Annotated in this window: 18 protein-coding genes and 1 tRNA gene; 12 read left to right on the forward strand and 7 right to left on the reverse strand. The window is 49.3% G+C overall.

Features of this window, described 5'->3' with window-relative positions:
* Positions 1-117: 117 nt before the first annotated feature.
* The 7 genes from H6F72_RS09895 (at position 118) to H6F72_RS09925 (ending at position 6,777) form a co-directional block, all read left to right on the forward strand.
* On the forward strand, positions 118-717 hold the full coding sequence (locus H6F72_RS09895; RefSeq protein ID WP_190434124.1) for a DUF1517 domain-containing protein: 600 nt from the start codon (positions 118-120) through the stop codon (positions 715-717).
* A gap of 105 nt (positions 718-822) precedes the next feature.
* Positions 823-1,704 (forward strand): hypothetical protein, encoded by an 882-nt coding sequence (locus tag H6F72_RS09900; RefSeq protein ID WP_199298980.1) that lies wholly within the window; start codon positions 823-825, stop codon positions 1,702-1,704.
* Positions 1,705-1,870: 166 nt separating this feature from the next.
* Positions 1,871-3,478, forward strand: coding sequence for an ATP-dependent DNA helicase (locus H6F72_RS09905; protein WP_190434126.1), 1,608 nt, complete (start codon positions 1,871-1,873; stop codon positions 3,476-3,478).
* 120 nt (positions 3,479-3,598) lie between these two features.
* Complete coding sequence (locus H6F72_RS09910) at positions 3,599-3,811, forward strand: DUF2839 domain-containing protein (RefSeq protein ID WP_190434128.1); 213 nt, start codon at positions 3,599-3,601, stop codon at positions 3,809-3,811.
* Positions 3,812-4,240: 429 nt separating this feature from the next.
* Positions 4,241-4,585, forward strand: a complete 345-nt coding sequence (locus H6F72_RS09915; RefSeq protein WP_190434131.1) for a DUF1815 family protein — start codon at positions 4,241-4,243, stop codon at positions 4,583-4,585.
* Between the two features lie 154 nt (positions 4,586-4,739).
* On the forward strand, positions 4,740-5,615 hold the full coding sequence (locus H6F72_RS09920) for an alpha/beta fold hydrolase (RefSeq protein ID WP_190434132.1): 876 nt from the start codon (positions 4,740-4,742) through the stop codon (positions 5,613-5,615).
* 352 nt (positions 5,616-5,967) lie between these two features.
* Complete coding sequence (locus H6F72_RS09925; protein WP_190434134.1) at positions 5,968-6,777, forward strand: FHA domain-containing protein; 810 nt, start codon at positions 5,968-5,970, stop codon at positions 6,775-6,777.
* A gap of 40 nt (positions 6,778-6,817) precedes the next feature.
* Here H6F72_RS09925 and H6F72_RS09930 read toward each other — a convergent pair whose 3' ends face one another.
* Positions 6,818-7,420 (reverse strand): thioredoxin family protein, encoded by a 603-nt coding sequence (locus tag H6F72_RS09930; RefSeq protein ID WP_190434136.1) that lies wholly within the window; start codon positions 7,418-7,420, stop codon positions 6,818-6,820.
* 298 nt (positions 7,421-7,718) lie between these two features.
* On the opposite strand from H6F72_RS09930, the gene H6F72_RS09935 reads away from it, so the two are divergent.
* Entirely contained in the window at positions 7,719-8,126 is a 408-nt protein-coding gene (locus H6F72_RS09935) for a hypothetical protein (protein WP_190434138.1), read from the forward strand.
* A 29-nt stretch (positions 8,127-8,155) separates the two neighbouring features.
* On the opposite strand, the gene H6F72_RS09940 is transcribed toward H6F72_RS09935, so the two are convergent.
* Positions 8,156-8,479: a DUF2973 domain-containing protein gene (locus H6F72_RS09940; RefSeq protein ID WP_190434139.1), complete on the reverse strand. Its 324-nt coding sequence runs from the start codon at positions 8,477-8,479 to the stop codon at positions 8,156-8,158.
* Positions 8,480-8,625: 146 nt separating this feature from the next.
* The gene (locus H6F72_RS09945; RefSeq protein WP_190434141.1) at positions 8,626-8,961 is read right to left on the reverse strand and encodes a DUF2605 domain-containing protein; all 336 of its coding nucleotides are present in this window, start codon (positions 8,959-8,961) and stop codon (positions 8,626-8,628) included.
* Between the two features lie 205 nt (positions 8,962-9,166).
* Here H6F72_RS09945 and thrS point away from each other — a divergent pair, with 205 nt between their 5' ends.
* Together thrS and thrB are read left to right on the forward strand one after the other, a co-directional pair.
* Positions 9,167-10,990 (forward strand): threonine--tRNA ligase, encoded by a 1,824-nt coding sequence (gene thrS, locus H6F72_RS09950; protein ID WP_199298981.1) that lies wholly within the window; start codon positions 9,167-9,169, stop codon positions 10,988-10,990.
* Positions 10,991-11,189: 199 nt separating this feature from the next.
* The gene (thrB, locus tag H6F72_RS09955; protein WP_190434145.1) at positions 11,190-12,122 is read left to right on the forward strand and encodes a homoserine kinase; all 933 of its coding nucleotides are present in this window, start codon (positions 11,190-11,192) and stop codon (positions 12,120-12,122) included.
* Positions 12,123-12,155: 33 nt separating this feature from the next.
* Here thrB and H6F72_RS09960 read toward each other — a convergent pair whose 3' ends face one another.
* From H6F72_RS09960 to H6F72_RS09970, 3 genes are all read right to left on the reverse strand, one after another.
* Complete coding sequence (locus tag H6F72_RS09960; RefSeq protein ID WP_190434147.1) at positions 12,156-14,648, reverse strand: HD family phosphohydrolase; 2,493 nt, start codon at positions 14,646-14,648, stop codon at positions 12,156-12,158.
* A gap of 221 nt (positions 14,649-14,869) precedes the next feature.
* Positions 14,870-15,961 carry an ADP-ribosylglycohydrolase family protein gene (locus H6F72_RS09965; protein WP_190434149.1) on the reverse strand — a complete coding sequence of 364 codons (1,092 nt, stop codon included), beginning with the start codon at positions 15,959-15,961 and terminating at the stop codon, positions 14,870-14,872.
* A 235-nt stretch (positions 15,962-16,196) separates the two neighbouring features.
* Entirely contained in the window at positions 16,197-17,036 is an 840-nt protein-coding gene (locus H6F72_RS09970; protein WP_190434151.1) for a photosystem II manganese-stabilizing polypeptide, read from the reverse strand.
* A 454-nt stretch (positions 17,037-17,490) separates the two neighbouring features.
* Between H6F72_RS09970 and H6F72_RS09975 the strand changes: the two genes are divergently transcribed.
* Complete coding sequence (locus H6F72_RS09975) at positions 17,491-17,868, forward strand: hypothetical protein (protein ID WP_190434154.1); 378 nt, start codon at positions 17,491-17,493, stop codon at positions 17,866-17,868.
* 271 nt (positions 17,869-18,139) lie between these two features.
* Positions 18,140-19,204, forward strand: a complete 1,065-nt coding sequence (locus H6F72_RS09980) for a diguanylate cyclase domain-containing protein (protein WP_190434157.1) — start codon at positions 18,140-18,142, stop codon at positions 19,202-19,204.
* A gap of 15 nt (positions 19,205-19,219) precedes the next feature.
* Here H6F72_RS09980 and H6F72_RS09985 read toward each other — a convergent pair.
* Positions 19,220-19,290, reverse strand: a tRNA-Gly gene (locus tag H6F72_RS09985).
* Positions 19,291-19,302: the final 12 nt, after the last annotated feature.

Below are 19,302 nucleotides of genomic sequence, written 5' to 3' on the forward strand. Positions count from 1 at the left end.
AATAGGAATGATGCCCACGTTTACCCTAAGGTAGAGAGTCTGAAAACTGATGACTACTAAAGTAAGCGATAGGCAGGCTGTAACCTGTACTAGTTGTCTTTAGCAGCGAGGTCAACCATGAGTTCTTGGCGCGATCGCTTTAGCCAAATGAGTGGGCGCACTCGATTTGTTGTTTGTCGGCTCATGCTGCATTTAGCAGGGCAAGAAGTTGCTCCGGTTCTAGGTGTGCTCAATCGAGCCGCTCGGCAGGCAATGGACTCGGATGGTGATTTGCAAGTCCTGGGAGAAGGGTTGGTCGAAGTTTGCCAAACTTTGTTGCAAAACGACCTCTACTGGCAAACTGCCGCTAACGAAGGGGATGTGTTTTGGAATGAAGGAGAAGCGGGAGACTTTGTCACCGACTTGTTCACAGATTCAGCCCAGCGCTACCTCAGCGAGCCAGATCTAAGCCAATCTCCAGAAGTGGAGCCATTAACCTTACCTGTGACGCGCAACTTGGTGGTGATGATCACGGTCGCTTTTACAGGGGAAGTCCCTGAATTGGAAACCGATCTCGCTAGTATGGAAGCAATGACAGCAGCCTTAAAAGCGCTGATTAATCTACATTACCAGGGCAATCTGCGAGCCATCCAGGTGCATTTCTCACCCGCTCAACTTGGTGACGAACTAACCTCAGATCAACTATTACTCAACTTCGCAGAGTTAGTCCCCCTCTAGGGACCATGAGTAATGACTGCCAGTTGCAAGAGATGGCTTCACCCGCTAAATCCATCCCATGCCATTTAGCCACGATGCTGGATGGTTCATAAAATCAATCTTGAAATGAATACAGTAATTCACCCACCTATGTTTCGTCGATTTGTAATTCTAGTTACGGCTGTGGCGTTGTGTTGGACCACACTAGCTTGTGGTGAAACTCCATCAGTTCAGTCTCCACCTCCTAGCGTGAGTGCTTCGACCGCGCCTACTCGCATACCCAGTGGTCAGTATCCTGTACAGCAGGCAACCTATAACGACGCTAACGGCGAATATAGCTTGGTCTTGCTCAATACACAGCCCGGAGTGCCTGCCGTTTTTCGGACCCCCGATTTGCAGATGGCTCGCCTCACCGAGGCTGAAGTTTCCTCTAAACAGCAAAACTATCTAAAAGTCGATGGGGGCAAAGCGTCCCTCCATGTGGCAGAAGATTTCAAAATTGAGTACGTTCACAACGTGGTCGAGAATCAAACCGATCCGCAGACTGGCAGACAAGAAACAGTGGTTGTGCGTCAGCAATCGAGCTTCTGGACGCCTTTTGCGGGAGCTTTGGCAGGACAGGTCGTTGGCAATCTCTTGTTCACCCCACGTTACTATGTGCCACCTGTCTACCAACCAGGCGGTTTAAGGGGATTCGGTGGATATGGTGATACTTACGGCCAAGCTGTGAATAGCTACCAATCGCGTTATCAAACGCCACCTCCCGCTGTGCGCAACCGTCAAACTTTGCGAACTACGGGCCGTTTGAGAACTCCTACTTCTGGTCAACCCAGTACGGTACGGCGGCCTTCTACCTCGGGCAATCGCTCTACTGGTTCTGGATATGGTTCCAGTACTCTCCGCCAATCTGGGCGATCGCAGCCTAGAGTCAACCGGGGTTCTGGTGGTTTTGGCAGCAGTCGCTCTACTGGAGTACGGCGATCGCGCTCAGGTAGCCGACGGCGCTAATCCGGGTTCAAACAAACCTGCCGAAAAGCCCCTGTCTTGGCTAACAGTTGTCATAATTGATCAAGCATCATGTTGCAAAAATCCCTGCGGTAACTTTAGAACCAGCAGGGATTTTTAGCGCCTATGTCAGAATAAAGGTCACGCGGTAATCAAACGCTCCTGGCTTGTGATTGAAGTAGAAGTCCACCAGCAACTCCGTGCTTTCCTCCGAGAACAAGGTGAGCCTTACTGGCCCCATCACTTGACGATGGGACGTTTGGTGGCGCGAGCGTTAAGACTTGGTCGTAGTGCCTTGATTCAAGCAGGCGCTCCTTCCGGTAGCCACGGACGCTACCGCTTAAGTTATTTGGTGCCCTTACTCATTTGGCCAGGTTCAGCCGTATTGGCGGTGCCAGAAGAAGTACAGCAACGCCTACTCATGGTCGAGATTCCGCGACTTCGGCAGTGGATTCAAACCCATAAACCCATTTTGACTGGCGATCGCTGGCCTGGGCTAGAGTTTCAAGGATTGCTCTTAACGACACCCGAAGAGTGGCTCAGCGATCGCTTAACCGATCAAAGTCGCTTTCCTCAAGGCATTCCTACCATCGTGGATGGCGTAGATGATCTGGAAGCTTGGGCGCAGAGCCAATTGACAGCCCGCCTAGAGCCGAGTCACTGGAATGACTTAATGCTGGCTCGTCCTGAGCAAGCAGAAGCCATTCGAGATGTGCGAGTTCAGCTAACGAGAGCGATCTTTCAGCACCCCGCCAATCCCTACGAATGCTACTTGGTTGAGTCAGAAGAACAAGAAATATTGCACGATCTCTTCAGGCAACTCAATGCAGGGCAAGCTTCAGTTCAGGAGACAGAGGCATCTGGTGAGCCGTCTAGTCTCGTTACCGAACTGAATCCTCCTCTACCTTCACCGACTCTGCCTGACGCTTGGAGCTATTTTTGGCAGCGATTGCAGAGCCCTGATCAGCTCGTTTGGGCGACGATCTCACGGCAGCACGGGCAATTTTCCTTGCACTGTGGCCCAGTTGATGTTGCCCCCGTCTTAGAGAAAATTTGGCCTCAACAGCCTGTAGTCTTAATTGGCGGTGCGCTCGATTTAGAGGCAGAGGCAACAATTTACCGCCAACGGCTGGGTCTGAAAGATTTAACCTGTCTGAAATTTGCTCCCGATCGCCAAAGTGAGTTAGTCCAGCTTTATTTACCAGATGGGCTTCCGATGCCCAACACACCTCAATTTCAGACAGCTTTGCTCCAGGAAGTGCGAGCTTTGTTGAATATTAGCCTCACTGCTCCAGGCTTAACAGTGCTGCTAGTGGGGGATGTACCTTTAAAGGCCCAAATCGGCTCGGTGTTAGCAGGAGAGTTTGGCTCCAGAGTTCAGGTGGAGAAGACTTGTCTGGATGACAACGGCATCTTAGTCACAGGCTGGGAATTTTGGCGGCAGTACCAGCATGTTTTGCCTGCACCGCATCTTTTGGCGATCGCAACCCTACCCATTCCCTCTCTAGAGCACCCGCTGGTGGCAGGTCGAGTAGCTTACTACAAACGCCTGCGGCAAGATTGGTTTCGGCTCTACCTCTTGCCTACAGCGCTGAGTGAGTTGCAGCGGGCGATCGCGCCTGTGAGGGAGTGTCAAGGGGTAGTTGCGCTGCTAGATAACCGAGTTTTACATCGCAGCTATGGTCATCAAGTACTTGCTGCCCTCAGCCCTTTAGCTCGGATCAACTATCTCGACCCAGGCTTGTTTAACCAATCTGACTATTCGGTTTTGGACTGATTCTTTACCCATTCGGCGCAAGAAGATTTGTAGATGCCTCAGCTTTGAAATGCAAACTCGGTCGTATCCTGAATGTAAAGACTACGATCGAATTATTCGTCAATATTTACTTCTAGAGTCATGGGTGATTCAAAGCGTCGCAAAGAAGCATTGGGAGAAAAATACGGTCAAGAACCGAGCATCCTCTCTAAATTCTCATTCACAAAAAAGCAATCCGAACAATTCGTCAAATGGAGTTCTCAAGGCGCTTGGGTGGGGATTGGACTGCTAGTTGCCTACTGGATAACGGTTCGTTTTATTGGGCCTAGCTTGGGATGGTGGCAAGTTAACTAAGCAATCTTAGTTAGTTCAAACCACTTAATTAATGTGTTTTCAAGCACAATCTTTGTCCATTGATACAGATTGCAAATCAGGACTATATGAATCTCAAATCAATGATTGAGATTGTGTTCAAATTGCAAGCTTTGTATACATTCCGCCTTAAAACTACTTGTAATTTAAGTCAGTCCAAAGGCGGAATCTTATTGTTTGAGCTTGATTCACTATGAAAGAGTTCATCTAACTGTTGTACTGGATACTTCCTCAAATGAAGCCGTCCGTTAACCTGAGCAGGTGATGTTGGGAGCGCAAACTTGACTAAAAGAACTGGGCATTCTGAACAGTAGAGATCCCAACACCTGAAGATTGACTTCTTAGGAAAATCAAAATTCTTAAGAAAGTATAAAAAGGTCTAGAATGAGGTGTGGTGATTGGAGGACGAACGTGTTTCTAAGACTTGCAGAACAACACCGTCAATTTGTCCAGGACTTGGTTATGAGCTTACAAGCCCTGGCTACTGTACTCGAAAATCGAGGCTACCTAGCTTCTTGCTACACCTGTGGCGGGCAAATGAATAGTGCCTCCTTCATGGTGAGCTTGAGAGATAATCATTTAATCCGATTTTTGGTTTCTGACTACGGAATTACCTGGACCGAAATGCGGGACGACCGGGAATTGATGAAGCTAGAGGGTGCTGAAGCCATTAGTCAGTTGCAAGAGTTGGCTAATCTAGTGAAATATCAAATCAAACCAGCAGAGTACCGTCCGACTGTGGCTCAAGAAGTATAGGACTCAGCGATCGCTTGAGACTTGAGCACAGGAATCACTAGCCTTAACCTTGCAGTCATCAATCAACTGCCAAGCCAAATTAGAGGCATAATTCAGAGTGGCTTCCTACCCTAAGGTTAGCCATGCTGGTATGCAGAAAAGGTGCTGATTTGACATGACAGTTGAAGACTCTGGTTGGCATCATCAATTTGTAGAGACAAACCACATTCGACTCCATTGTGTGACGCAAGGAGAAGGGGACCTTGTAGTTTTGCTGCATGGCTTTCCAGAGTTTTGGTATTCTTGGCGGTACCAAATTCCTGTGTTAGCCCGTCATTTCAAAGTCGTGGTACCTGATCTCAGAGGCTATAACGATTCTGATAAGCCAGAGCATGGCTATGACCTCGATACCCTGAGCGCTGACATCCGGGGGTTGATAGAGAATTTAGGCTATACCCGGGCTCATATTGTGGGCCATGATTGGGGTGGAGTAATTGCTTGGCATTTGGCGCAACGTTTTCCTCACTATCTCGATCGCCTAGCAATTTTGAATGCGCCTCATCCGCAACGCTTTATCCAAGAGTTAGCGAGTAACTTGGATCAAATGCGGCGAAGCTGGTATTTTTTCGCCTTTCAAGTGCCTGGTTTACCAGAGTGGGTAATTCAACAAAATCTGAAAAATTTTGTGCAGGATTTCTTCCGAGGGCAGGCCATCCGCAAGGGAGCTTTCACAGCAGAAGACACCCAAATGTATGAAGCAGCTTTAAGCAAACCTGGCGTGCTGGCAGTGGCCCTGAACTATCATCGTCAGCTCTTTTCCTGGCAAAGTTTGTTGCGTAGTTGGCAATCACCTGAGCTAATCACGGTGCCTACTTTGGTTTTGTGGGGCGAAGAAGATGCATTATTGAGTCCAAAGCTGACTGAAGGGCTAGAGGCGTTTATGGCAGGAGCCTTCAAGCTGAAGTTCGTTCCTCACTGTGGACATTGGATTCAACAAGAAGCACCCCAAACTGTGAACCGGGAGCTTTTAAGCTTTCTGCAACAGTCTTAAGCTTTTTAAGCAGGATGTCTCCGTAAAACTAAGTCTTCCAGAGTTTTCTCTAAAGCCGTGACTAATGAGAACTAAGTAATACTGCGGTTATCTCGGGCTGCTAGGCGTTCTAATCTAGAGACTAAGGTGTAATTTTTACTAAGGGCTGATTCAGCCGCGAGGACAATTTTACTAAGCGCGTCTTTGATGCAAAATTCTACTGCTGTCAGAATCAGCACTAAATAGTTAGACCCAATCTGACATGAATTTTGCAGCCTGCCTGCATTTCGGCTGGTTACATTTCGAACGTCACCTTGTAACTCTATAAGGCGACAGGTTACGTTGTGCGCTGTCTAAATTTCTACAGCCAACTATGATTGATCCACGCTCTTGGGCTGCACAATCCTTGGGAATGATGACCCCTTTCACCGAGGCAGAGTTAGAACAACGTTTAGGCTTGTATCGGGTTTTTCTCAAGCTTTATGAGCATCATCGTGATTTGCTCAATGAGATTTTAGAACTGGAGAACTCTGGTAAGAGCCATCCCTATCAAGTCACGCTCCAATATGTTCAAGGGGTGGTGAGTGATGATCAGGTTCATTTAGTAACGAACTTAATTCAAGGAAATACCCAAGCCTTACTTCAGCCGCAACAGCTTTGGATCATTGGACGCGATCGCCATGCCGCAATCTCGATTCGAGATGAGCGCTTATCTCGGCGTCATGCTGTCATTCAATATGTGGCAGACCAAGGGTTCTATTTAATCGATCTCGATAGTACTAATGGTTCTTTCATCAATGGGGAACGCATCTGGCACTGCGCCTTGCTCAAAGAAGGCGATCGTGTCCGTCTGGGCAGTTTGACGTTTACATTCTTTATCTGTCATGCGTCTCAGACCTTAGGCCCTGTGCCACCGCAAGTTCTAGAGCAGCTAGCGACACGTTGTACTCACGATGGTGAAGCTAAGATTACAAAGACCGAACCAGAAGCAGAGATTCACTCAGAAAACTGGGAAAAGCCTTTGCCACCCGAAGTACACGAAACCTCCCGCTTTCTGCAATCCCATTGGTCTGACTACGGACCAACAGAGGTTGTTACAGAACCTATACAAAATCCACCCCGGCCTGCCAGCCTGCTAGAGCAGTTACTTAGCCAAAAGCAAAAGCTCAGCGATTGCAACTAGAGGCTGCCAAGCGAGATGTTAGGAATATAAGCCAAATCAGTTAGTTTACAACTTGACTGCCATGACTGCGAGGGTCATCACCAGCAGGTTTAGTTGGTTTGACTGCTGTGCTAAAAGCTGAAACTTGACCGCTAGCCTGAGCATAGGGCAGTGAAGATCCTGAAACTAGAGCTTCTAAGTTAGCTGCCATGATCGTACGAGGTTGCTCTCCAATGGCGTTGGCAATGGCTTGGCCATCCTGGTTGAGGAACACGAAATGAGGAATGCCATCTACCCGATAGTGCAAGACTTCTGGTAGCCACTTAGTGTTATCTACGTTGAGCATGACAAAATTAACTTGGCCTTGATATTGCTGCTCTAGAGCATTAATTTCTGGGGCCATCGCCTGGCAACTCGTGCACCAGTTGGCGTAGAACTCCATTAAGGTTGGCTTGCCATTTTTGAGGGCTACTTCTAGGGGAGTTGCTTCCTCGGCCAAGCTATTGAGCGAAACTGAGGTAGTTTGAGTTTGCAACCCAAAGAAAACAGCAACGCTCAGGGCGATCGCGACTAGAACAATGAGTAAATTTCGAATGCGGGTACCGACTGTGGAGTTCGGCTTTGCTGGGGAAGTACCAATGGGATCAGGTAAATTCGCCGCCATTGCAGGATATGTAAGGATTGCTAGATGCTCTTAGTGTAACTGAACCACGCAAGGCAACTGATTGATTAAAAACTTAGGCAGGCTCACCAAACTGCTACAGTGTCAAAATTGGAAGTGAGCAATTTTACGGTCGTCTCAACAGAGCCAAATTTTGTAACCTAAGCTTAGGCGCGAAGTGCAGAGGTAATTCGCCGCGCTTCCAAGCCCACCGTTACAACTCAATTAAGGGGCATCCTGAAATTGTTGCTGTTGATTTTATCTTTCAGTTTCAGTCACCGATCGCCCAAGTGAGCTCACTATGTCTTCCAATCCTGCATCTGGAGCCAAGCCTACCCCCCCGGATCAAGATGAATATGCTGCTTACAGTAACAGTATTGTTGGGGCGGCAATTTTTGACTTGAACGGTCTACCCAAGGAATATTTTACGGCTGGAGAGAGCAGCAATATGAGTTGGGTGCAGACTATTTTTCAAGCCCTTGGTTTGCGATCGCTGCTGATGTCTTCACTCCAGCTAGAAGGATTCCATCATGCGGTCATTCAAGGGCCTGACTGTTGTGCCGTTGTGGTGAAGCAGCCAGCTCGCTACATGGCTTTGTTAATTCAGCAAGCAGAACCCACCAGCACTATGACGGAGTCCTTTGTGCAGTGGGTACAGCGATTTGAACCAAGCGTTTTGAAAACCCATCCCCGCTTTAGGGCTGCCTAAAAAAGCTGGGGTAGGGTGGTTCCTGGTTTCTAACTCTCCTCCCGAGTATCGCCACTATTGCTGTTGCCAGGGGAAGAATCATAAAGTGCATCTAAATGCTCACGGGCATCTTCTACAGACATAGAACGCATGACCAGTAGCGGCTCGTTGATCACGTTGCCCGCATCATCCAGAAACTCTGGGTGTGGTACAGGTCGAGGCCGTGAAGTCGCTGCACCATTGCCAGCAGACCATCCGGCAGGAGCATAACTCCGTTGAGATTCCATTCCTAGGGTTAGCATGTTGCGAATTAGATTCGCGATCGCCAAAAACGCCAGAATGGTAAAAGCAATAACGTAAAGCAGGTGCAACATAATTTTGGTCCTCCCAGCCTAATAGCTCACCAGCAAGTTCGCAAATTTTGCTCGAAATGGAACCAAGCTGGAAAGTGGAGCAGACAGCAGTTGGTCCCAGGCAATGTTGAGCTTCATTGCCAATAGTTTCTCAGATTTCTTGCAGCTTAATCTACTCCTTCGTAGCCAGCAGAGCGTTCCAAACGGAAACGGATGGTGGTTTGCCAGCATTCGGTGACAAGCTGATGCCACGGCATCAAGACTGTTGTTTCTACGCCTACCTGACCACCTGTCACCTGAAGCAACATTTGAGTCGTGCGAACTTCCTGTTGAGCCTGCTTGACTCGTGCTAGCAAATCAGCTTGCTTCTCTGCGCCTAAAAATCGAATTTCCTCTGTTTCGAGCAGCACTTGCGATCGCTCAAACCAGTATTGAAAGTCTTCCAATAGCGGTTGTAGAACAGTTTTTAATAAATTCGGTTCAGGCAAGTTGGAACTAAACATGTATGAAAAGAGATTTCTATCTTATTAACCATAATAATCTTAATTTCATTTACGTTTTGTAATATTTTTCGAAATTTCTTTCGCTTGCTTGGGGTGACGAGGAGGTAAGGGCGATCGGTAAGATAGAGGCTATAGGGGATGATTTCCCTCTGATCCCAATCGAACCCTTGCAAGTCAAGATATTCCTCGAATGATTCAGCAGCAGATGCCTTCTTCAGAAGCTCCTTCTTCAGGACTAGCCGAAAAAATACATTTACCTCGCACCAGCGAATCTGAAGCCTTGAAGAAGATTCGTCATACCACGTCCCATGTGATGGCAATGGCGGTGCAGAAGCTGTTTCCCAAAGCGCAAGTCACGATTGGCCCTTGGATTGACAACGGGTTTTATTACGACTTTGATAGTCCCGAACCTTTTACTGAGAAAGACCTCAAAGCCATCAAAAAAGAGATGGTGAAAATCATTAATCGCAAATTGCCTGTGGTGCGCGAAGAAGTCAGCCGCGAAGAAGCAGAGCAGCGCATCAAAGCAATTAACGAACCCTACAAATTAGAAATTCTGGAAGGTCTGGAAGCCCCAATCACGATCTACCACTTGGGTGAGCATTGGTGGGATTTGTGCGCAGGGCCCCACCTTGAAAATACTGGCGAACTGAAGCCCGACGCGATCGAACTAGAAAGCGTAGCGGGGGCTTATTGGCGCGGTGACGAAACCAAGGCCCAATTGCAACGCATTTATGGCACTGCTTGGGAATCTCCAGAGCAGTTAACTGAGTACAAACGCCGCAAAGAAGAAGCCCTCAGACGCGACCACCGCAAGCTGGGTAAAGAACTCGGTCTGTTTATCTTCTCCGATATTGTCGGTCCTGGTTTGCCTTTATGGACTCCCAAGGGCACGCTCTTGCGGTTTACCCTAGAAGATTTTCTCAAGCAGGAACAACTGAAACGGGGCTATTTGCCCGTTGTTACTCCGCACATCGCTAGAGTGGATTTGTTCAAAACTTCGGGGCACTGGCAGAAATACAAGGAAGACATGTTCCCGATGATGGCGGACGATGAGCAAGCGGAAGCTGAAGAGCAAGGCTTCGTGCTCAAGCCAATGAACTGTCCTTTCCACATCCAACTCTATAAGAGCGAATTGCGCTCCTACCGCACCTTACCGATGCGCTTGGCCGAGTTTGGCACGGTCTATCGCTATGAGCAGTCGGGTGAGTTGGGTGGCTTGACTCGTGTGCGCGGCTTCACAGTAGATGATTCGCACCTATTCGTCACCCCCGAACAATTGGATGCAGAATTCTTGAGCGTGGTGGATTTGATTTTGTCTGTGTTCAAGAGTTTGAAGCTACAAAACTTTAAAGCGCGCCTCAGTTTCCGTGACCCCGCTTCTGACAAGTACATGGGTTCGGATGAGGTCTGGAACAAGGCAGAAGGAGCAATTCGGAGAGCCGTCGAAACCTTGGGCATGAACTACTTCGAGGGAATCGGAGAAGCCGCGTTCTATGGACCGAAGCTCGACTTCATTTTCCAAGATGCGCTCGATCGCGAATGGCAACTCGGAACGGTCCAAGTAGACTACAACTTGCCTGAGCGCTTTGACCTGGAATATGTGGCAGAAGACGGCACTCGTCAGCGTCCGGTGATGATCCACCGGGCTCCATTTGGTTCCTTAGAGCGCTTGATCGGGATTTTGATTGAGGAATATGCTGGTGACTTCCCGCTGTGGCTTGCGCCGGAGCAAGTTCGCTTGTTGCCTGTGAGCCAAGATCAGGTGGAGTTTTCTCAGAATGTAGTCAACCTGATGCGATCGCTCGGCATTCGGGCAGAGGTGGACCTGAGCGGTGAGCGACTGGGCAAGCTGATTCGCAATGCTGAGAAGGAGAAAATCCCGGTGATGGCGGTGATTGGAGCGAAGGAAGTGGAGGCGAATAGTCTCAGTATTCGGACAAGGACCAATGGGGAGTTGGGTTCGATTCCGGTGGTTGAAGTGTTGGATAAGTTGAAGGTGGCTTTGGCGAATCATGACAATTTCTAACTTTCGGAAGTAAAACCAAGAGCTTGGGGGCGCTTGCCCCCAAACCCCCGCTGAGGGACGGTTGCGTCCCCCAGACCCCCTCCAAAAAGGGTTTTATTGCTTGTGTAGTCCTTTGTCTGGAAATTAAGGTGCCTCAACGGCTTTATGATCAGGTTTGCGAGAAATAATGTTTCGCGATCGCTGCTAATAGGTATTTGTAATGTCGTTGAGTTCTACGGTTACTGTTACGGTTCCAGCTACTACTGCCAACATTGGGCCAGGGTTTGATTGTTTGGGTGCCGCCTTAACGATTTACAACCAATTCCAATTTGCTCAACTGCGAACCAATACAGAACAGCAGGTCGATATTACGGTGGAAGGTTTAGAAGCCGATCGCGTTAATAGAGACGAGAGCAATCTGGCTTACCAAGCTTTTGTGAAACTCTACGAACACTTGGGCCAAACGCCGCCGCCTGTGGAAATCAATATTCAACTGGGAGTACCGTTGGCTCGTGGTTTGGGCAGTTCGGCAACGGCGATTGTAGGTGGATTGGTTGGAGCAAATGCTTTCGCAGGTTCGCCTCTTTCCGCAGCCGAGGTTATGCAACTAGCGATCGCGATGGAAGGTCATCCAGATAATGTGGTGCCTGCCTTAGTTGGCGGTTGTCGTCTTGCCGCTACCACCTCGGAAGGGAAATGGGAAATCTGTGAAATTCCTTGGCACAGCGATATCGTGCCTGTCGTTGCCATTCCTAATTTTGAACTTTCCACTGCTGAAGCTCGCCGGGTCTTGCCCAGCGACTATAGCCGCGCCGACGCCATCTTCAATACCGCTCATCTCGGCTTACTCGTCCGTGCCCTAGAAACTGGCAACGGTAAATGGTTGCGAGCCGCCTTGCAAGACCGCATCCACCAACCCTATCGCCAAACCCTCATTCCTGGATACAATGCCGTCCAAGATACCGCGATCGCGGCAGGAGCCTACGGTCTTGTAATCAGCGGGGCAGGTCCTACCCTACTGGCCCTCACGAGTAGCCAAGAAGCTGCTAATGTAGAAGCCGCGATCGCCAACACCTGGATCGAGCAAGGCGTCACCCCTTTAGTTAAAGCGCTGAAAATCGACTCCACTGGGGCAACTACCAAAGAGGCATGAGGAGAGGACTAAGGGTAGGGTGCCGACGCAATACTACTTTGCTGATAAAACGGCTTTGGGGTAGGCGATGCGTTGGTGATTGAATTGTTGCCAAACCTGGACAAAGACTTCGGCGATTTGGTTCATTTCTTCCCGGCTCAGACCCGAGTGCACTAGCTGATTGTCTTGCCAGCGGGCTCGCAGAATTTTGTTGATCATGGAGAGGGCTTCTTCCGAGCTAGCATCTTTGAGCGATCGCAAGGCGGCTTCGCAAGAGTCGGCTAGCATGACAATCCCAGTCTCGCGGGATTGGGGAACGGGGCCGTCGTAGCGGAAGTCGCACTCATCGACGGTGCAAGTAGATTCTTGTTTGGCTTGCTGCTGCGCTTGGTGATAGAAATAGGCGATTAACATCGTGCCTTGGTGTTCTGGAATAAAAGCTTGGATAGCTTTGGGAAGACGGCATTTGCGCGCCATGACTACCCCCGCACTCACATGCTTCTTGATCAGTTGAGCACTTTTCCAGGGGTCGTTGATGGTGTCGTGCTTATTGGGGCCACCCATTTGGTTTTCAATGAAGCCCAAGGGATCGTGCATCTTGCCAATATCGTGATACAAAGTTCCAGCCCGCACCAGTTCCACATTGCAGCTCAAGGCTCTGGCCGCAGCTTCGGCTAAGGTGGATACAAACAAGGTGTGCTGAAAGGTTCCGGGCGCATCAGAAGCTAACCGTTTCAACAAGGGACGATTTGGGTTAGAGAGTTCAGCTAGACGAATGGGGGTGACAAGATCAAACAAGTGTTCCAAGTAGGGGCTAAGTCCTAGCGCCACTACACTCCAAGCCACCCCAGCTAATCCATGCAGCATGGCTCCACTAAGTACGAGGTACCAGACAGGGCCAGAAGCTGCATTCAGAGTTAAAGTCAGAATTAGGTAGGCGACACCTTGGGTCAGACCGACCACACCACCTAAGAGGGCGAGTTCTTCCCGCGATCGCAATCTTCCCGCAATCAAGCCGCCTAGTAGACCGCCAACAGTGCTAGCTAACCAGTAGCTCCAACTCACTTCCAATCCTAGTGGCACTAGCGCTGCCAGTAAGCCGACAACTGCCACGCTCAAGGCAGAACCGTAGAAACTACCCACTAACAAACCAATCGCGGGCAGGCTGGTGGAAGAAATGCCAAAAATTCCTAGCAGAGGAGCACTTAAAGTTAGAACCAGGAGCAAAAGATGGTCTCGCTGCCGCAACCCTGGGTGAAATCGTCGCTCTACCACCCAAACAAGACCTACCGCCCCAGTCATCAGCCCACCGAAACCCAGCAGGCCGAGCCAATTAATTTCCCGACGGCTCAAGCGGAAGTAGTCTAGCAAGACAAAGTTAGCTTGGGTAATCACCTGCCCTTCTTTCACAATTACTTCGTCTTGCTGAGCGGTGACGAAAACAGGCTTAACTTCTTGAGCTGCTTGCTCGGCGCGGAGCTTAGTTTGCTCGGGATCGCGAGTGAGATTAGGTTCTAAAACTTTGGGCAAAAGATTGATTGCGATCGCCACTGCTGGCTCTGGAACGACTCCCCTCACTTGCACTTTTACCGCGTTTTGCAAAATGGCTTTAGGTAAGCCTGGGGAGATGCCTTGGGCCAAAATGCGTGTCACAACTTGGCGAATGTTCGCTTGAGCGCTCTCCCATTCTGCATCCGATAAGTTAAATAGGGTGGCGTTGTAAAGAGCCTCCGAATCTGAGGTGATTGTGTTGGATAAGGCGGCTAGAGCAATCGGGTAACTCCAACGACTTTTAGCAATGACTTCCACGAAGGCAGCAAAGTCTTCAGCAGGTATAGTTTGGCGATAACTACGCAACTCAGCGATCGCTTGCTGCTGAGCTGCATTCAGGAGAGGATTGCTTGGGTTTAGCCATTCATTCAAGCTTGGGTCAGTACTACTCTCCAGCCCTGAGTTATTAACAGTAGGAGGCTCCACAGCTTCTAAAACCGCGCGCCACTCCCACTCTTCAGCTTGGCGTAAGTAGATTTGCGTAGGCAAAGATAGGCTAATAGTAGGGACAAACGGAAAAGTTCCAGCCATGCGCCGCAGTTCAGTGCCTTGCTTTAAAGCTTGATCTAAAGCCTGCTGCACTCGTTGATTCACCGCCACATCTAGCGCTAACACTGGCACCGCGCCAGTCCGGGCTTCTCGACGCTTTTCTTCTGTGGTTTTAGGGTCTTCTACACTGGCATTAAAGGGCGCTCGAATGGTCTGGGGCGCTGCTGTACCGACGTCTAGCTTCGGTTCGTTATAGAAACGGTACCCAATGGTGCTCGTTAAGGAAAGAACAGCCACGAAGACCATAGCCGGAGGGCGATGACGGTGATGGTTGGGCGATCGCGGACCTGCTGCGGCACTAGTGAGGGGTTGCCGATTCCAGGTTTGGCTCAAAGCATGACCGAACGTCTTACGCGATACGTCTGCCACGTACACACGCCACCCTTCATTTCGATACCGTCTATGCAGCCGCTCTGCCCGCCGCATCAACAATTGAATCGCTCTCATAGTAGTTAGGGTCTACCAGCGAGAGGGTGAGGTGGAATGCAAACGAGCAGGTAAAAAATTTATTGTGTGCATGAACTGGTTTCCCTGGTTAGAAGCTGTCTGTAAAGTTTGTGACAGCACCCGCTTGGTTTATTTATTCATGCTACTCGGTTCATAGAGGAAGGTGAGTGGGGGACACCATCACAATCGAGGCGATGAACAATAGAGGTGAATGGGTAAAGTTAACGGGGCCGAATGACACGAGGAGCTGCGATCGCCGGAACTTGACAGCGCTTAACTGGAAACTTTTGTGTATCATAAGTGCCCGACCAGGTAGCTAGCAAGTGAGTCGCTAATTCAATCACCTCTGCCTCGGACTCGACCACCTGCCAAACTGATTTAAGTGTAGAAATTCCAGAGTGTTGGCGATCGAGGGCTAGCCGCCAAACCACCGGAATGCCAGCCAAGCTGTTGTAAGCCCCAGCCAAAGCACCTGTGAGGGTTGCCACTAACTGTGGTGAAATTTTCATCTGCAAGGAGCGTAAAACAGCCAAATGCCAATCCTGGGGTGTCGCCAGGCAACAATAAAGTGCTGCCATCATCGGTGAAACGAATTGAGCGTTTGGCAAAGCTGTAGCTTGCAGAGGCTGGCATAACTGCGATCGCGCCATTTCCAAGCTGGCGTTCTGCTGTATCAAGGTTTGCACTTGAGCCAGTTGCTGCATCAATACAGCGATAGTCTCTGAGTCGGCAATCGGATCAGCGGATTGGGCCTCTAAGCGAGTTAAGGCATTAATGATTTGGGGAATTAACTCTTGGGGCTGCAACTGATTCTGTAAGGCTTGAGCGATCGCCAAACTCAGCACGAAGCTAGGCAGAACAGCACTGTTCAGAATCGAACCGGGAGGCAGGGAAGCGTACTGGTAAAGCTGGCTTAGCTTTCGATGGAGTTTGGTTTCATCCTCATGAAAAAATAAGGCGATCGGTAGACTGGCGATCGCTATTCCTTCGGCTCCTGACCCATCTGGATGCCCAAGCTCAACATCTGACTGGAAGCGCTGCTGCCAATCTGCTAAATCCAACTCTCCTCGCTCCACCAGACTCCGAGTTCCTAATACCGCTAGGCGGCCCCATGCTGGGGCTGAGGGGCTAAGGAGTTCGGAAGCTAGCAGTTGCTGAGCTTGGCGCTCAGGATGACCCAAAAAAAGCTGAGGCTGGGCTAGCTCACTTTGGTCTTGTTGAGACAAGTGAGCTGCCCAAGCTACGCCTAAAAGTTCTCCGATCGCCGCGCCTACGAGTACTCCTTGAAATTGACTCAAGAGTGAGTATCGCATTCATTTTCTTCCTGGTTGAGTTCAATCGATGGCAGAGGCAAGCGTGGCTTGAGCTGTCCTTCCCTACTCACCATTTCAGTAAATTCTGCCTACTTTCATAGTCCTTGCTGCATAACAAAAGAGGGGTGTTTCACCCCTCTTTCTGCCAATATTATGCCAATGTAGTTTGCTGCTAGCTGAGTACCAAAGCGTCAATCTACTTTAGTGGTACAGCTACAGAACAGCGATCGCTGCCTTAGGCTTGGCCTGGCTCCAGACGAGCATAGAAGATGCCCCGGATCTTAACTTCTACAGGTTCACGAGAACCCATGTCAGTTTCCGAAGGCTGCTCACTTTCAAAGGTGCCAGCAATCTCGCCACTGGTGTTGTCCACCTTAGCGACTTGGAGAGAAATCTTACCTTTACCAACATCAAAACTCTTCACGTTCTCGCGCCGTAGTTCATCACTATCAGCTTGAGCGGGTAACGCAACAGCGTTGTCATAACCTGTTGCTAAACCACGGCCCTTGGGGTCCAGGAAGTTAGCGGTCCGGTAGGATGGGACTTTGAATTTACCTTCGAAGTCAGTAGAGGTGTTGATCACACCATTCAAACCCGGCTGGGTCTGCGCGACTAACCCTTTGATGGTGAATAGGAAAGGCACCCGCTCACCACCAGCCAATTGCACGGTAATGGCTTGGAAGTCGAGACCATCTTCTTCCTTAAAGGTGAAGCTGCCATCAGCATTGGGTTCAAGTGCGCCGCTGACGGCTTCAATAGAAGAAGTTTGACGGGTCACTAGCTTCGCAGGCTTATAGGCAGCCTGGGAGCGCTTGCTAACACCCTCTTCCTTCACAAAGAAGTCAACTGGCTGTAAGCACAGGCTATTTAGGGTGTAAGACTTACCCGTATCCACGGTGATGGACCCACGTGAGGTCTCATCTAATTGGGGACAAGTGTTTGCCAAACCAGTTCCTCTGATCTGCTCGTAGGTGAGCAGATCTCGGTTCACGGTAGTACTTGGCCCACTGCTACAAGCAGTCAGCACACCCAAGCACAAAGCCAGGAGTGAAACGATTAAAGCACGATACCTCATAGTCAACCTCAATACCAATGTTATAAATCCCTGCCAGGGCAATCTAAAATTTGGGCTTCAGGCACTCAAGCGAGTAGGGTGATGGCCCGCAACCAACCTGAGGCAAAACGGCCACACTTCATAAACGCCTGCGCTCTGTTTTGGGCGTGCTGCCGCAACCACCAGGAGAATTTTGAACCACTGCCAGGTTTAGCTGGATTCTTATGATTTTCGCAATGGTCCGGCCAAGACCTAATACAGCATTTTACACGTCCTTGGATCGCCTTTCGCTTGAGGTGGTAAGCAAATCACAATTGTTTGAGTGAATGGGGATCAAGCTGAGTGATTTTCACCTGGAATGTCGGAGTACTTTTTGAGCAGTACATTCTCATTCAGCTTGGTATAAAGACTCCTGTAAAGTTGGGTTGACCCAATTGCGATTGATTGAAACGCAGCCCACAAGGATTAAATGGTGATGGATGACAATATTCAGGTGGCATCGGAGCTAAGGCCCGACTTTGCCGCGATCGCTCAGGTAGTAAGAACTTCGGCTCAGAGCCATGAGGGTGACTGTTTAACTCTCTTAGCTCTCCTGCGACTACTGGAAAGCTTGCACCGAGAAATTAGTGACAGTTTTTTTCAAGATTCGCTACCGACCAATCGCCAAGCGCTCTATGCATTGTTACGGGACATAGAAGCTGAGGGAGGTTGGCCCTATATTCATCGCATGAAGCTACAGGCACTTTTAGTGAATTTGCCACCAGAAGATCCAGGTGAGGTATCTTCAGAAGTAGTTTCAGAAGTAGTATCCATGACAGCTGAACCTGGAGTTGAGTCTGAGGACTACGGTTGAAGGCAACCATCGTTCACTCTATCGTTAACTATTGAGCTTCAGGTCAGCAAAAGGGCTCTAGACCTGAAAGCTCTTAACTACGGTTCAGTTTCAGTTGTCAGGACTAGGGTGTAACGAAGCTAGAAAAGTTAAGCTTAAATTCAGTTCAAGCTCGCAGCATTCAAGCTTTACTAAAGCAGTAGCTGACGCATCTCCTTAAGCTTAGACGCGTCTTACATAGACAAGCAGATCTTAGTATCTTCCCTAATTCCAGGAACTTTTACTGATCCTTATGTCTAGCGCCTCCCACTCCCGATTGCTTCCCCTGTTGTCAGACATTTGTGGGCGAAATCTGAAGCTGGAGTCAACTTTAGCAGAATTAACCCTATATGACTTTGCAGTTGAGCCCCATCAGCCGGGAGAAGAGGTAGCGCAAGCGTTCCATCGGAATCCTTTGCTACCAGGGGTGATTCTGATGGAAGCAGGGCGCTTTATCGGGATGATTTCTCGGCGGCGCTTCTTAGAACATCTCAGTCGACCCTATGGGTCGGAACTGTTTTTAAGGCGACCGCTAAGAGCGTTGTATCGCTTTACGGGAGAAGATTTTTTAATGTTTCCGAGTGACGTTGCCATTGTGGTAGCAGCCCGTCAAGCCTTGCAGCGATCGCCCGAACTTTTAGCAGAACCAATTTTGGTGCAATTTCAGCCGCACACTTACAAGTTGCTGGATGTACATCAATTGCTCGTGGCGCAGTCTCAAATTCATGAACTCGCTACTCAGATGTTAAATAAGCTTTATCAAAGACTAGAAGTTACCAACCAAGAGCTATATCGCCTCGTAGTCTTAGATAGCGTCACTCAAGTGGCAAATCGGCGGCACTTTGATGAATATCTGGCGCAGGAATGGTGGCGAATGGCCCGTGAGCGATCGCCTCTTTCATTAATCCTCTGTGATATTGACTGCTTCAAAGCCTATAACGATACTTATGGCCATTGCGAGGGCGATCGCTGTCTAAGGCAAGTAGCTCAAGCCTTGAGTCAAGCGGTCAAGCGTCCTGCCGATCTGGTCGCTCGCTATGGCGGAGAAGAGTTTGTGATAGTTTTGCCCAATACAGAAGCGGAAGGGGCGGTTCGGGTGGCTGAAGCGATTCGCTTAAGTATTAAAGATTTAGAAATTCCTCACGTTAATTCTTTGATTGGCGATCGCTTGACGCTTAGCTTGGGCGTGTCTAGTACGATTCCCAATCCAGAGATTTCTCCTGAGGAATTAGTGGTGGCTGCTGACAAAGCTCTCTACCATGCCAAAACTGCTGGGCGCGATCGCACCATTCTTAATTTGTCGCTGGGTGAGATTTAAGTTCCTGATTTGGTAAGCGGGTGGCGAGAATCGAACTCGCATCAATAGCTTGGAAGGCTATGGTTTTACCACTAAACTACACCCGCGATTGAATTTTG

The organism is Trichocoleus sp. FACHB-46 (assembly GCF_014695385.1).
In the GTDB taxonomy this organism is placed as follows: domain Bacteria; phylum Cyanobacteriota; class Cyanobacteriia; order FACHB-46; family FACHB-46; genus Trichocoleus.